At 55.4% G+C, this 14,421-nt stretch carries 12 protein-coding genes; 2 read left to right on the forward strand and 10 right to left on the reverse strand.

From position 1 onward, the window contains the following. Positions 1–236 precede the first annotated feature (236 nt). Positions 237–581, forward strand: a complete 345-nt coding sequence (locus AC1VYI_RS08900) for a YejG family protein (protein WP_023312494.1) — start codon at positions 237–239, stop codon at positions 579–581. Between the two features lie 3 nt (positions 582–584). Here the strand turns inward: AC1VYI_RS08900 and yejF are convergent, their stop codons facing one another. From yejF to AC1VYI_RS08945, 9 genes are all read right to left on the reverse strand, one after another. Continuing rightward, positions 585–2,174: a microcin C ABC transporter ATP-binding protein YejF gene (gene yejF / locus AC1VYI_RS08905; RefSeq protein WP_134867351.1), complete on the reverse strand. Its 1,590-nt coding sequence runs from the start codon at positions 2,172–2,174 to the stop codon at positions 585–587. 1 nt (position 2,175) lies between these two features. Continuing rightward, entirely contained in the window at positions 2,176–3,201 is a 1,026-nt protein-coding gene (locus AC1VYI_RS08910; protein ID WP_032641492.1) for an ABC transporter permease, read from the reverse strand. Continuing rightward, a complete protein-coding gene (locus tag AC1VYI_RS08915; RefSeq protein WP_023312491.1) occupies positions 3,201–4,295 on the reverse strand; it encodes a microcin C ABC transporter permease YejB in 1,095 nt (364 codons plus the stop codon). Before AC1VYI_RS08915 ends, AC1VYI_RS08910 begins: the two co-directional genes overlap by 1 nt. A 9-nt stretch (positions 4,296–4,304) precedes the next feature. Then, entirely contained in the window at positions 4,305–6,110 is a 1,806-nt protein-coding gene (locus AC1VYI_RS08920) for an extracellular solute-binding protein (protein ID WP_134867352.1), read from the reverse strand. Between the two features lie 74 nt (positions 6,111–6,184). Next, a complete protein-coding gene (locus AC1VYI_RS08925; protein WP_134867353.1) occupies positions 6,185–7,741 on the reverse strand; it encodes a cyclic di-GMP phosphodiesterase in 1,557 nt (518 codons plus the stop codon). 127 nt (positions 7,742–7,868) lie between these two features. Further along, a complete protein-coding gene (gene mepS / locus AC1VYI_RS08930; RefSeq protein WP_008500946.1) occupies positions 7,869–8,438 on the reverse strand; it encodes a bifunctional murein DD-endopeptidase/murein LD-carboxypeptidase in 570 nt (189 codons plus the stop codon). A 427-nt stretch (positions 8,439–8,865) separates the two neighbouring features. Next, complete coding sequence (locus AC1VYI_RS08935; protein ID WP_169815238.1) at positions 8,866–9,567, reverse strand: phosphatase PAP2 family protein; 702 nt, start codon at positions 9,565–9,567, stop codon at positions 8,866–8,868. A gap of 33 nt (positions 9,568–9,600) precedes the next feature. Further along, complete coding sequence (locus AC1VYI_RS08940) at positions 9,601–10,587, reverse strand: CobW family GTP-binding protein (protein ID WP_196350664.1); 987 nt, start codon at positions 10,585–10,587, stop codon at positions 9,601–9,603. A 124-nt stretch (positions 10,588–10,711) separates the two neighbouring features. Then, positions 10,712–12,178, reverse strand: a complete 1,467-nt coding sequence (locus AC1VYI_RS08945) for a mannitol dehydrogenase family protein (RefSeq protein WP_226484061.1) — start codon at positions 12,176–12,178, stop codon at positions 10,712–10,714. A 205-nt stretch (positions 12,179–12,383) separates the two neighbouring features. Between AC1VYI_RS08945 and uxuA the strand changes: the two genes are divergently transcribed. Beyond that, positions 12,384–13,574, forward strand: a complete 1,191-nt coding sequence (gene uxuA / locus AC1VYI_RS08950) for a mannonate dehydratase (protein ID WP_134867354.1) — start codon at positions 12,384–12,386, stop codon at positions 13,572–13,574. Positions 13,575–13,691: 117 nt separating this feature from the next. On the opposite strand, the gene yeiP is transcribed toward uxuA, so the two are convergent. After that, the gene (gene yeiP, locus AC1VYI_RS08955) at positions 13,692–14,264 is read right to left on the reverse strand and encodes an elongation factor P-like protein YeiP (protein WP_008500940.1); all 573 of its coding nucleotides are present in this window, start codon (positions 14,262–14,264) and stop codon (positions 13,692–13,694) included. Positions 14,265–14,421 lie beyond the last annotated feature (157 nt).

Here is a 14,421-nt window from a genome sequence, read left to right on the forward strand (position 1 = left end):
CAACCAAACCCCCGTTCGTTTATTCCGTGTTTGTTTATTTTATGTAAAATCTATTTGTGTAAAAAGTCACATCATTGTATTCAAAAAGGTTGAGTTAGATCGCAGAAACGGGTACATATAGCGCCGACGCGAGCCAGGAAACGGATAAAAAAGCGCTGAATAGTGCAGGCTGGCGACGATGTGTTACTATAAATGTAAATAAATTGTGAAGTAAATTTTGCTTCCGGGGAACGAACGTGAATACATTACAACTCTCCATTGTCCATCGCTTGCCCCAGAGCTATCGCTGGTCGACGGGTTTTGCAGGTTCGAAAGTTGAACCGATTCCGCAAAACGTCACGGGCTGTGAAAACTGCCTGGTAGCACTCAAGCTGTTGAGCCCGAGCGACGAAAATGCATGGCGGGTGATGGAGCGACTCAGTCAGGCCCTGACGGATATCGAAGTGGATAGCTCCGTGCTGGAGTGTGAAGGTGAGCCGTGCCTGTTTGTGAAAAGCCAGGACGAATTTGCCGCCACCTGTCGTCTGAAGAATTTTGGCGTTGCCATCGCGGAGCCTTTCTCCGGCCAGTACCCGTTCTGACCGCTAGTCTGCCGACAACAGCTGGCGCGTGTAGCGCTGCGTTGGCGCGCTAAATACGCGCTGGCACTCACCCTGCTCGACCACTTCTCCCTGTCGCAACACAATCACCTGATGGCATAGCGCTCGTACCACCTGAAGATCGTGGCTGATAAATATATAGGCCAGCCTGTGCTTTTCCTGAAGCCCTTTCAGCAGGGCCAGGATCTGCGCCTGAACGGTTCTGTCCAGCGACGACGTTGGTTCATCCAGAATGATCAGCTCCGGCTTCAGGATCAGCGCGCGGGCAATGGCGATACGCTGGCGCTGCCCGCCGGAGAATTCAGCCGGATAGCGGTGGCGCGTCCCGGCATCTAAGCCCACTTCGGCCATCACCCGCATAACTTCCTGCTCTCGCTGCTGAGCGTTCAGGCCGGGCTGATGTACGCGCAGACCCTCTTCGATAATCTGTAACACGCTGAGCCGTGGATTAAGCGAGGAGTTGGGATCCTGAAACACCACCTGCATGCGGGGCCGCACGGGCAGCATCTGGCGGCGGTTCCAGCGGTGCAGCGGCATATCGTCAAAGAGGATCTCGCCCTGCGAGGTAATTAAGCGCAGCAGCGCCAGACCGGTGGTGCTTTTGCCGGAACCGGATTCGCCCACCAGCCCCAGGGATTCTCCCGGGCGCAGCGAGAAGCGGATGTGTTTCAGCACCGGATTCTGGTCGACGATGCGTCGCAAAATACCTTTGCGGATCGGGAACGAGACGGACAGATCCTCAACGCGCAGCAGCGGTGTGCTGTCCGCCTTGAGGGGAACCGGGTCGCCGGAGGGTTCGCTGTCGAGCAAACGCTGCGTATAGGGGTGCTGCGGCGCGCTCAGCAGCGTGGACGCGGTATTCTGTTCAACGCAACGTCCGTTTTGCATCACCGCGACGCTGTCGGCCAGCTTTCTCACAATGCTCAGGTTGTGCGTGATAAACAGCAGGCTCATGTTCAGCTCGTCACGCAGCTCCCGCAGCAGCGTCAATATTTGCGCCTGTACCGTCACGTCCAGCGCCGTTGTGGGCTCGTCTGCAATCAACAGCTCGGGTCGCGTGAGCAGGGCCATGGCGATCATCACGCGCTGGCGTTCGCCGCCGGAGAGCTGGTGCGGAAAATCATTCAGCCGTTTGGCCGCGTTGCGTATGCCTGTTCGTTCCAGACAATCCAGAATTTCTCCCCGCGCGGCCTCTTTGCGCATCCCCCGGTGCAGGGAGAGCACTTCATAGAGCTGTTTCTCCAGGCTGTGCAGCGGGTTGAGGGAAACCATCGGCTCCTGGAAGATCATGGCGATTTTGTTGCCGCGAATACCGCGAAGGGTCTGTTCATCGGCATGCAGCAGCGAGCTGCCGTGAAACAGAATATCCCCTTGCGGGTAGCTCACCGGTGGGGACGGCAACAGGCGCAGGATAGAGAGTGCCGAAACGCTCTTGCCTGAACCCGACTCGCCCACCAGGGCCAGCGTTTCCCCGGTCTGGATCTGCAGCGACAGGTCGGTGACCACGGTGCGCGTCTCGCCCTGCTTTGAAAAAGCAATCGACAGGTTATCAATACTGAGAAGAGGCTGGGTCATTTTATACCGCCTTGTTCGGATCGAAGGCATCGCGCACGGCTTCGCCAATAAAAATCAGCAGCGACAGCAGCACGGCCACGGAAAGAAAGGCGGCGATGCCTAACCACGGCGCCTGCAGGTTGTTTTTACCCTGCAGCAGCAGTTCGCCGAGCGACGGGGAACCCAGCGGTAGCCCGAAACCAAGAAAATCCAGCGAGGTGAGGGTGGTGATCGAGCTGCACAGAATAAACGGCAGGAAGGTGAGCGTTGCCACTACCGCGTTGGGCAGCATGTGGCGGAAGATAATCCCCCGGTCGCTCACGCCAAGCGCCTGCGCGGCGCGAATGTAGTCGAAATTGCGGGTACGCAGGAACTCCGCGCGCACCACGCCCACCAGCGCCATCCAGCCGAACAGGACGGTGATACCTAACAGCCACCAGAAGCCAGGCTGCACCACGCTGGAAAGCAGGATGATCAGAAACAGCGTAGGCATGCCTGACCAGACTTCAATAACCCGCTGGCCCCACAGGTCAATTTTCCCGCCGTAGTAGCCCTGAACGGCGCCCGCCACGACGCCCATTACGCTTGAGAAGATCGTCAGCATCAGCCCAAAGAGAAGCGAGATTCGCGTGCCGTACAGGATGCGCGCCAGCACGTCGCCGCCGTTAGCATCGGTTCCCAGCCAGTTTTGCGCGGAGGGCGGGGAAGGGAACGGAGTCGTGGTGGAAAAGTTAATGCTGTTGGCGCCAAAGCGCACCGGCGCCCAGAGCGCCCAGCCGTGCTGTTCGATCTGCTGGCGAAGCCACGGATCCTGATACTCCGCCGGTGTTGCAAACGGGCCGCCGAAGTCGCTTTCGCTGTAGTTGGCGATAACCGGCACGTACCAGCGGTCGTTAAAATGCACCAGCAACGGCTTGTCGTTGGCGATCAGCTCCGAACACATGCTTAAGGCAAACAGCACGGCAAAAATCCACAGCGACCAGTAGCCGCGGCGGTTGTGGCGAAAGCGGGCCCAGCGGGCCTGGTTGACGGGGCTTAAACGCGGCATCAGCGGCCCTCAAAATCAATGCGGGGATCGACCAGCGTATAGCTGATATCACTGATGATATTCAGCAGCAGGCCAATCAGGGTGAAAATATAGAGTGTGCCAAACATCACAGGATAGTCGCGCGACACGGTAGCCTCATAGCCCAGCAGCCCCAGGCCGTTGAGCGAGAACATCACCTCTATCAGCAGCGAGCCGGTAAAAAACATGCCGATGAACGTGGCCGGAAATCCGGCGATCACCAGCAGCATGGCGTTGCGGAACACGTGCTTCCACATGATCTGCTTCTCGCTCACGCCCTTGGCGCGGGCCGTGACGACGTACTGTTTACGAATTTCATCGAGAAAGGCGTTTTTGGTCAACATGGTCAGGGCCGCGAACCCGCCGATGACCGTGGCCAGCACCGGCAGCGTGATATGCCAGAGATAGTCAGTGATTTTCTGATACCACGGCAGGGAGCTGAAATCGGCGGAGACCAGCCCCCGCAGCGGGAAGAGGTCGAAATAACTCCCCCCGGCAAAAAAGACAATCAGCAGGACGGCAAACAGAAACGCCGGGATGGCGTAGCCGATAATGATGAACGTGCTGCTCCAGATATCAAACCGGCTGCCGTTATACACCGCTTTGCGGATCCCGAGCGGTATAGAGACCAGATAGATAATCAGCGTTCCCCACAGCCCCAGCGTTATCGAAACCGGCAGGCTTTGCTTGATCAACGTTAATACTGACGCACTGCGAAACAGGCTGTCGCCAAAATCAAAGCGGATGTAATCCCAGAGCATCTTGAAATAGCGCTCGTGAATCGGTTTGTCAAAGCCGTAGCGGTGGGTGATCTCGGCGATCACCTCCGGATCCAGCCCGCGTCCGCCGCGATAATGGCTTTCGCTGATATTCCCTACGCCGGTTCGCGCATGGCTCGCGCCCATCCCTTCACTGCCGCCGCCGGGCATGCCGCCGCTGTTGCCAAATTCAATGGCGGCAATCGCCTGATCGACCGGGCCGCCGGGGGCGATTTGCACGATAAAAAAGTTAATCGTGATGATAGCCCACAGGGTGGGGATAATCAGCAGGAGACGACGGAGAAGATAGGCACCCATGATGATTCCTTATCGCCGCTCAGCGGGAAGTCTGGCGGCTTTGTTAACGTCATACCACCAGGTATCAAAGCCCAGGGAGTAGACAGGGCGCACGGCAGGCACGGAGAACTTGTCCCAGCGCGCAAGGCGATCTTCGCCCATATACCACATCGGCAGCATGTAGTAGTTCCAGGTTAAGACCCTGTCGAGGGCGCGTCCGAGAGGCAGGAGCTTTTCTTTATCCCCCTGCGCCGCCACTATTTTGGCAATCAGCGCGTCAATCGCCGGGCTTTTTACCCCCGGCGCATTGTATGAGGAGTCGATGTAGCTGGAGGCCCAGGAGATTTGCAGGTCCGAGCTGGGCCACGGCTGGGCGGGCCACAGGCGCTGCATCATGTCGTAATCACGGCTGCGCATGCGGCTGGTGATCTGCGCGTTATCAACCTGGCGAATGTTCATGGTCACGCCCAGCCGCTCAAGGTTGTGCTTAAACGGCAGTACCCACTGATCGTTGCCCCCGGACGAGAGCAGCAGCTCAAAGCTGAGAGGCTTGCCCGTTTTGGCATCCACACGCTTTTGATTTTTCAGGTGCCAGCCCGCGTCATCCAGCAGTTTGCTGGCCTTCAGCAGGTTGTCGCGGTCGTAACCGTCACCGTTCGACGCGGGCGGCTGAAACACGGTGGTGAAAACCTCCGGCGGTAGCTCCGCTTTCAGCGGGGCCAGCAGGACCAGCTCGTCGGCTTTCGGGTAATCGCGCGCGGCATATTCGGTGTTCTGGAAATAGCTGTTGGCGCGGCTGTAAGCCCCGTAAAACAGCGCTTTGTTCATCCACTCAAAATCAAAGGCCAGGGAAATGGCTTCGCGCACCCGGCGGTCATTAAATACCGGACGCTGAATATTAAACGCCAGCCAGCGGGTGTCCTGGGCAGACTCATTTTTGTGCTCGTCTTTGACGATATAGCCTTTTGCGAAATTTTTGCCGATATAGCGGGTCGCCCAGTTTTTGGCGCTGCTTTCTACGCGTAAATCGAAGGCACCGGCTTTGAACGCTTCAAACGCCACGTTATCGTCGAGGTAGTAATCATAGCGAAGGGTGTCGAAATTCCAGCGCCCGCGATTAACCGGCAGATTTGCCGCCCAGTAGTCTTTAACGCGGGAGTAAACGACATATTGCCCCATTCGCCAGTCGGTGATGCGGTATGGGCCGCCTGCCAGCGGCGGCGTGGAAAGCGGGTCGCTTAGCTTATGATTTTTCCAGAACGATTCAGGCATCACCGGCAGCGAGAACAGGCTAAGCATGTTCTCTTTGTTCGGTTCGCTCAGCTCTATGCGTACGGTGAGCGGCGCGATGGCTCTAACGGATGCGCCTTTATACACGATGCGGAACTGGGGGACGCCTTCGGTCATGAATTTATGGAAGGTGAACGCCACGTCGCTGGCCTTCACCGGCGTACCATCGTGAAAACGTGCTCGCGGATTCAGCGAGATTTCCGCCCAGGCGAAGTTATCGGCGTAACGCACGTTCTCGGCAATCAGCGGATAATAGCTGCCGGGCTCATCATCCGACGTGACGAAGAGCGTATCGTAAAGCGATTCCGTTCGCGCGGCCGCCACGCCGCGCAGGGCGAAGCGGTTGAAGTTGTCGAATGTTCCCGTGGCGGAAAGCGTGACCTTTCCGCCCTTCGGCGCGGCAGGGTTAACGTAATCGAAGTGCGTAAAATTGACCGCATATTTCGGCTCGCCAATCACCGCGAAGGCGATATTTTCTTTGATGGCTTGCGCCTGGCTGGACAGGCTCGTTAGTGCCAACATCAGCAACATGAAGCGCATAAGCATCTCGCGGCGGCTCCCTCTTTTACAGTCCGACTCGGTTAAGCTGAATAATAAGTGACGTCACGGGCAATGTGAAATTAATCACCCCCGGGCGAAATATCAGGCCGCCATTCGCGGAACTGCGCCAGCGGCATCGGGCGGCTAATCCAGTATCCCTGCAGGAAATTAACGCCGTGTTCGCGTAGCCAGGCGGCCTGTTCCGGCGTTTCCACCCCTTCAGCGACGGTCGACATATTCAGTCGTCTTGCCAGCGTCAGGACGGCATCCAGCACCGGCGACGTCACGGTCTCAGTGCCAATTGCATTAACAAAGCCGCGGTCGATCTTGAGATAGTCCATGGTGAAATGCTCAAGATAAATCAGCGCGCTGTGGCCGGTGCCAAAATCATCAATGGCTATCTCAAACCCTTCGTTGTGTAGCCATTCGAAGAGGCTGTTGGCTTCCCGATGATTGAGCATGTCGCGTTCGGTAATTTCCAGCACGATCTGGAAGTAATCCTGCGGCAGTAGCGCTTTGAAGGTGCGCATATCGTCTTTGAAGCTTTCTGCATGCAGATGCCCCGGCGCAATGTTGATGCCCACCTTTGCTCCCGGAGGTAACAGGGTTTGTAACACGGGCGCATCGTGAATGATAAGGTCAAAGAGATGCAGCGTCAGCGGGACAATCAGCTTCTGCGCTTCGGCAAAGTTGATAAACGCGTCCGGCGGAATTTCCCCCATCGTCGGGTGTTTCCAGCGCATCAGCACTTCAAGCCCGGTCATCTGGAGCGATTTAGCATCGACGACGGGCTGATAAACCACATAAAACTGACCGCGCTTAATGGCGCTTAAAATCTCTTTACCCGGGTTGAGGCGAATGCTGAGGATATAGTAATTGAGCGATCCGGCACAAATGCCGCATACCAGCCCGAAGAACAGGGCATAGAGAATTTCATCGCTGGTCCATGCGTCCGCATACAGGTTTATGGTCAGGGGGACGTCTTTCAGCGTCGCGGTTCGGGTCGGCGTTTCGTGCAGATCTTGCGCGTTGACCAGCGTGCCGGACTGCGTTGACAGCGCGTGATCGCCAATGATGATGGCGATGCCGGCAAATTCGTCCTGGCGAGCGGTGTAGAGCAGGTAAGGCGTCAGATTGAGATTCACCGAGGTGAAGACGCCGCCGTCCTTCACTAGCGGGTTACGGTACCAGATGGCAATCGCTGGCTTGTTGGGCAACATTGGGGTGCCTGGAAGCAACGCCATATCAATCTGTTTTTCGATGTGCAGCTCGGGGATCAGCTCCTCCATCGGGGAATTCATCGGCCCCGTGGCAGAAGAGCAGAACGCCATTTTGTCTCTGACCAGCAGAAATGCGCGAACGTTAACGCTAAAGGCAGCGCGCGAGGTAAGTTCCTGATTGACGTCGTGGCAGCTGTTTAACGTGAGCGGCTGGAGCACATCGATAGAATTTTTTAACTCATCGAAATAGCTCTCCATATAGATGCTCACATCGTGGATCAGGGTGTCGAATTTGACTTCCCGCTTGTGGTAGCTCCAGAAAAATTGCAACGAACCCAGGAGCAGGGCGGCGATCAGGCCTGTGATAATGCTGAGGATCAGTATTTTTCGATTGCTGGAGAAATAGCGGGTGAACATAGACGTCGTGATTCCTGAAATGCCGCTGGATGTATTCAGTGTAACGGGCAAAAAAAAACACTGCCGAAGCAGTGCTTTTTTTCATCATATCGCCAGCCAAGGGATAACCAACGATACGATAGTCATATTAACTGCGGGTCAGTACGCGGCGTGCTTCGTTGTAGCGCTTCTTCCAGTAAGGTTCATTCATACTGGAAATGGTCACACCGCTGCTGGTGGAGGCATGTACAAACTGGTCATTACCAATGTAGATGCCAACATGTCGACCTGTAGAACCGGCACGGAACAGGACTAAATCACCGGTGCGCAGTTTAGTACGTGAAATCGACTTGCCCATCTCCTGCTGTTCATAGGTTGAACGCGGAAGATCTAACCCAAATTGCTCACGGAACGTACGCTGTACAAAACCGGAACAATCAATACCTGTTTTTGTGCTGCCGCCAAGACGATAGCGCACGCCTTTCCAGTCAGCATACTGGTCCATAATGCGGGACTTCACGTCCAGATTACGTACCATATTTTCAAATTCATCCTGAGAGGCTTGCAGTGACGAGGAATCTTCCATTCCCACAACACGCGTCTCAGGATGCATATTCTTTGCGGTGTTAGATGTACTACATGCAGACAACAGTACCGCGACTGCTATCGCCGGGATCCCCCGTAAGATATATCTCAGAAACGGTTGAGATTTGACCATTTTGTTTATTATCCCTTGAAGTCCTTAACGACAAATATCGTTATAAAAATGCCAAACGTGACGAGACTAATTATCTGTTCACATTGAGACAATTCTTTCTGGTCACATTTGTGGCTCAGCGCACAAAATTATTCGCCATTGAAATAATTATCTCTATGGGGCAAAACGAGTTCGAGATTAACCGATTGCCTGGGGTAATGCGAGTAAAAAAAGCCTTTTTTTTATAAGAAAATGTGATACAGAAAGTAAAAACATGGAAATGCTCAAAATACCGGCAGATCCGCCGCGTAATCGCGTAATTGATTCATTTTTATCATGAATGTGATGACAGGAATATGACAGTGAGAAACGATCGCGGCGAGAACGCTATCAGGGATCATGTCGATCCCTGATAGCTCACGTTAATTTAGGTTAGTTATTTGTTTAATTATTGTTGCGCCCTGCCGGGAAGATAGCGATCGAACAGCGCTATTATCCTGTCGCTCAGTGGGGTCATTAAACACCACGGCAGCGCAATCAGCGCCACGGAGAGCGAACCGACGGCAATATCGGTAAACCAGTGAGCGCCAATCATTACGCGCGGGAAGGCAAAAACCACAAAAATAATCAGGGCTATGGCAAAGGCTTTTCTGCCAAAATAGCGAAGCATAATGGCGGAAAAAATAAGCAGCATCATACCGTGATCGCCGGGGAAACTGTCCTTCGACGCATCTTTTGTTGGAATATGCAGCAGTTCGCTGACGCGATAAATATCGGTGAAGAATAGCGTTGGGCTTGAGCGCTTAACCGGAATAATCGCGGTTGCCAGCTGGTTAATGGCGACGGCAAACAGCAGCATTACCAGACCGATAATGAGAATACGCCGACGCCCGGCTTTATCCTCTTTCAGCCAGAAAGAGAGCATCAGGCAGCCCATGGCCAGCAGCGAGAAGCCGTCGAAGGCGCGATTGTTGGTAATTGCCACCAGCCACAGGAACGCGTTGCTCTTCACCAGCTCCTGGTTGAAGAAGTGAAAAATGGCAGAATCCAGCGGGAACCAGAAACCATGATCCGCCGGGATATACCAGGAGAAGAAAAGCGCCAGACCGGCGACATTAAGCAGTAATATCAGGGGAAATCGAGTTGTCATAACGTTCTGCATAGAGTGAAAACTGGGGCAACGTTAGCCGCCCGAACTTAAACGAATCCTCAACAGGCTGGACTGGAGGGCATTCCAGTCGGCGTTAACCGCACTAATTAACTCTATTCGGCTGTCAGGCGGCGCCACATTCTGCGTTTCAATAAAGAAATCGTCACCCTGACGGTTGATCCTTACCAGCCCGTCTGGGGTGCGCATGATCCCTTTCACGCGATCGACGGGAGCAAGTCGGGCCCACTCCAGGATCCCAATGGTGTCAAAAACGGTTTCAGCATCAAATATCCATCCGCAGGCCTGATATCCCTGGCCGCTGTTCAGGTTACGACGCCAGCGCTGATGTTCCGGCAGGCTGAGAGCGGCTAAACCCTGCTTAACCGGATGACTGTGCGAATGAGCCGCACTGGCAGGCAGCTCGGTGAGGTTCAGACGAGGAAGGTCAAGCAGGGCGTTATCAATATTCCCCTGTGTGGCCTGCACCCGCGTGCGGTTGCCGCCGAAATGTTGCCACCACGCGTCCAGCGCGGCCTGGCTTTCAGGCGTGGCGCGATCTGCTTTATTCGCGACAATAACGTCAGCCGAGGCGAGCTGATCGCGGAAATTCTCATTGGCCACCGTCTTGTCATCCAGAAGCTGACGCGGATCGAGCAGGCACAGGGTGGCGCGCAGATCGATCCACGGCTCGTAAACCGGGGCGGTCAGTAAATCGAGGATCTGCTTGGGGTGACCCAGCCCGGTGGGTTCAATCAGCAGGCGGTCAGGTTTGCCCTGACGCAGCAGGGTATTAAGCCCGACCTGCATCGGCAGGCCATTGACGCAGCACATGCATCCGCCGGGGATCTCTTTAATCATCGCGCCGCTGGATGACAGCAACGCGCCGTCAATGCCCACCTCGCCAAATTCATTGACCAGCACGGCCCATTTCTCGGCCGGATCTTTATTTGCCAGCAGGTGGAGAATTGAGGTGGTTTTACCGCTGCCGAGAAAACCGGTGATGAGGTTGGTTTTGGTCACGTGCGCTCCAGATGAGAATGGTGATGCTATAACACTATTCTCTCTATCCTGGCGAAAAACGTGACCGGTGAGAAGGGGAAGGGCGAACGGAGATCTCATCCGTTCGCGTTAAGCGCAATAATCGTTAAACATTTAACGTTTCGATAACAGCCTGACGTGCGCCGTGGCGGGTGATGCGCTGGTATGCCTGGCTGACAGCCTCCACAAAGACGCTGTTTTGTGCGAGATCGTGACCAAAGACCTCGCTGAGCCCCAGCAGCGCGTTAACGCGGTCGGTATCGCTGCTGGCGTCAACGATGGCGCGGATTTTATCGCTGAGGGGATCGCGAACGTCAATCGCATTGCCATGGTCGTCGGTACCGCTGACGTAGCGTATCCAGCCAGCCACGCCCAGGGCCAGCAGCGACCACGGTGTATTTCGCTCAAGATGAACGCGGATCCCGTCAAGCATTCTCTGGGGCAGCTTCTGGCTACCGTCCATCGCGATTTGCCAGGTCCGATGCTGGAGTGCCGTGTTGGCAAAGCGCTCCAGCAGGCTATCTGCGTAGGCGGTGAGGTCGACATCCTTAATGCGTAACGTCGGCGCCTGTTCGTCCAGCATCAGCCGACGGGCGGCTTCGCGGAACGCAGCGTCCTCCATGCATTCATTAATATGGGCGTAGCCCGCGAGGTACCCCAGATACGCCAGGAAAGAGTGGCTGCCGTTGAGCATGCGCAATTTCATCTGCTCCCAGGGCAGAACATCCTGCACCATCTGAACGCCCGCTACTTCCCACTCCGGACGGCCGGCGACAAAATTATCTTCCACCACCCACTGAATAAACGGTTCACAGCTGATGGCGCACGGATCTTCAACGCCGAGCGCGTCGGTGATTTCCGCCAGCGAGGCCTCCGTCGCGGCGGGCACAATTCTGTCGACCATCGTCCCCGGAAAGCTCACGTGGCTGTCAATCCATTCAGAAAGCGCTGCGGAACGCTTTTGCGCCATGCCCAGCACCGCGTTTTTCACCACGTGCCCGTTATCAGGGATATTGTCGCAGGAGAGCACGGTAAACGCAGGCAAGCCGCGCTCGCGGCGGCGGTGGAGCGCTTCGACCAGGATCCCGGGTGCGGAATGTGGCTCTGAGGGGTTTTCTAGGTCATGGATTATCCGGGCGTTGTGCAGATCGAGTTTCCCGGTCGCGGGATCGATGCAATAGCCTTTCTCCGTGATGGTGAGCGACACAATCGCAACCTGAGGTTCGCAAAATTTCTCAATAATGGCGGGCAGAGAGTCCAGCTTTGCGTTCAGGCATTCATGGACGGCACCGACGATAATCGCCTCATTGCCTTCTGCCCCTTTCTCCAGCACGGTGAACAGGTGATCCTGCGCGCGCAGCTGGCTCATCAGCACGTCGCCGCTGAAGAGGCTAATCTCACAAATACCCCAGTCGCCGCCTTTTTCATTCAGCACCCGATTTGTTAACAATGCCTGGTGCGCACGGTGGAACGCGCCAAAGCCAAAATGGACGATGCGTGAGCGTAATTGCGCGCGATCGTAGCGAGGTTGCTGAACCCGGGCAGGAAGGGCGGTGGAGGCAATTGTCTTCATGAGATACACACCTGATTAACCATTAATTAACAATGCCAGTGTAAAGTTATATGACAGCAAATAAAATTGGTGAGCCGTAAATATCCCCGTTCTGTGAGTTTGATCAATCAATGTGAGGCGGTATATTGACCCCTGGCGGCAAACATGTATGGTAGTCGTCATTGCAGTAACGCATATTGGTATAACAACTTTAGAGGGTGAGGCAATGGAACAAACCTGGCGTTGGTACGGGCCGAACGATCCGGTTTCTCTTGATGATGTGCGCCAGGCTGGCGCAACGGGTGTCGTCACGGCGCTGCATCATATTCCTAACGGTCAGGTATGGCCGGTTGAAGAAATTCAACAGCGTCAGGCGCTGCTGGCGGAGAAGGGGTTAACCTGGTCTGTGGTAGAGAGCATCCCGGTTCACGAAGACATCAAAACCCATTCCGGGGAGTACCAGACCTGGATTGCTAACTATCAGCAAAGCATTCGCAACCTGGCGGCCTGCGGCATTGATACGGTTTGCTATAACTTCATGCCCATCCTCGACTGGACGCGAACCGATCTTGAATATCAGATGCCGGACGGCTCGAAAGCGCTGCGTTTCGACCAGATCGCCTTCGCGGCGTTTGAGCTGCATATTCTGAAACGTCCCAGTGCCGAAGCGGATTACACCGCGGAAGAGCAGCAGCAGGCGCTTGTGTGGTTTAACGCCGCCAGCGACGCGGACATCGAAAAGCTGACCCGTAATATTATTGCGGGCCTGCCGGGAGCTGAAGAGGGGTATACCCTGGATCAGTTCCGCGCGCGCCTGGCGGAATACGGCGATATTGATAAGCAGCAGCTGCGTGAAAACATGGCGTATTTCCTGCGCGCTATCGTGCCGGTTGCTGAAGAGGCAGGTGTACGCCTCGCCGTGCACCCGGACGATCCGCCGCGTCCTATCCTCGGCCTGCCGCGCATTGTTTCCACAATTGAAGATATGCAGTGGCTGAAAGAGACGGTAAACAGCATCTATAACGGCTTCACCATGTGTACCGGCTCCTACGGCGTGCGGGCGGATAACGACCTGGTGCGGATGATTGAAACCTTTGGCGATCGCATTCATTTCACGCACTTGCGTGCGACCTGCCGCGAGGAGAACCCAAAAACCTTCCACGAGGCGGCGCACCTGGGCGGCGATGTGAATATGGTGGCGGTGGTAGACGCCATTCTGGCGGAAGAGGCGCGTCGCAAGCAGATTGGCGATGTGCGTCCTATTCCGTTCCGTCCTGACCACGGCCACCAGATGCTGGACGATCTGAGTAAGAAAACCAACCCAGGCTATTCGGCGATTGGCCGTCTTAAAGGGATGGCGGAAGTGCGCGGCGTCGAGCTGGCGCTGAAGATGACGAAGTATCCGGAGCTTCTGTAAGCGCTGTTGCCCGGTGGCGCTAAGCTTACGAGGCCTACAAAAAAACCGGCCTGAGAGCCGGTTTTTTTGTTTTTGCAGGTCAGGTAAGGCGAAGCCGCCACCCGACAAATGCCGCAATCAGTCGGCGCGGCCCATATAGCGTTTTTCTTCGATATGGATGCGGATCTTCTCGCCAGCGGAGAGGTATTCCGGCACCTGCACAACCAGGCCGGTCGTCAGGGTAGCCGGTTTGTTGCGGGCACTTGCGGATGCGCCTTTGATGCCAGGTGCGGTTTCAACGATTTCCAGATCGACGGTCTGGGGCAGCTCCAGCGCCAGCAGCACGCCGTCCCAGGTCAGGACCTGCATGTCAGGCATGCCGCCTTCAGGGATGAACAGCAGCTCTTCTTCAATCTGATCTTTGGTGAAGATGTACGGGGTGTAATCTTCTTTATCCATGAACACGTATTCGTTGCCGTCAATGTAGGAGAAATCAACGTAGCGACGGGTCAGGGTCACGGTATCGACGATATCGTCACCTTTAAAGCGCTCTTCCACCTTCAGGCCGGTACGCACATCGGCGAAACGCATTTTGTACAGCGTTGCTGCACCACGGGCGCTGGGTGCCTGAATATCGATATCTTTCACAATCAGCAATTTGCCGTTGTAATTCAGCACCATACCTTTCTTTATTTCGTTCGCTCTTGGCATTGCAGTAATCCTGTTTACGGGAGGTAAAAAATATCGCGCCAAATTACTCGCGCGCGGCCTTTCAGGCAAGAGGAATTCGTGGCTTTTGCTATCAATACGCAAAAGGTGTTACTGTGCGCGCGATGCCCGACTGCGCGGGCGATCGTCAGCGAAAGAG

This window comes from Enterobacter sp. QK-SA4, from assembly GCF_056856775.1.

Excerpts from the sequence above, each read along its gene's own strand:
- AC1VYI_RS08910 (WP_032641492.1), bottom strand. The coding sequence starts at position 3,201 with ATGCCGCGTTTAAGCCCCGTCAACCAGGCCCGCTGGGCCCGCTTTCGC.
- AC1VYI_RS08925 (WP_134867353.1), bottom strand. The coding sequence starts at position 7,741 with ATGTTCACCCGCTATTTCTCCAGCAATCGAAAAATACTGATCCTCAGC.
- AC1VYI_RS08915 (WP_023312491.1), bottom strand. The coding sequence starts at position 4,295 with ATGGGTGCCTATCTTCTCCGTCGTCTCCTGCTGATTATCCCCACCCTG.
- AC1VYI_RS08935 (WP_169815238.1), bottom strand. The coding sequence starts at position 9,567 with ATGACAACTCGATTTCCCCTGATATTACTGCTTAATGTCGCCGGTCTG.
- AC1VYI_RS08920 (WP_134867352.1), bottom strand. The coding sequence starts at position 6,110 with ATGCTTATGCGCTTCATGTTGCTGATGTTGGCACTAACGAGCCTGTCC.
- mepS (WP_008500946.1), bottom strand. The coding sequence starts at position 8,438 with ATGGTCAAATCTCAACCGTTTCTGAGATATATCTTACGGGGGATCCCG.
- uxuA (WP_134867354.1), top strand. The coding sequence starts at position 12,384 with ATGGAACAAACCTGGCGTTGGTACGGGCCGAACGATCCGGTTTCTCTT.
- yejF (WP_134867351.1), bottom strand. The coding sequence starts at position 2,174 with ATGACCCAGCCTCTTCTCAGTATTGATAACCTGTCGATTGCTTTTTCA.
- AC1VYI_RS08945 (WP_226484061.1), bottom strand. The coding sequence starts at position 12,178 with ATGAAGACAATTGCCTCCACCGCCCTTCCTGCCCGGGTTCAGCAACCT.
- yeiP (WP_008500940.1), bottom strand. The coding sequence starts at position 14,264 with ATGCCAAGAGCGAACGAAATAAAGAAAGGTATGGTGCTGAATTACAAC.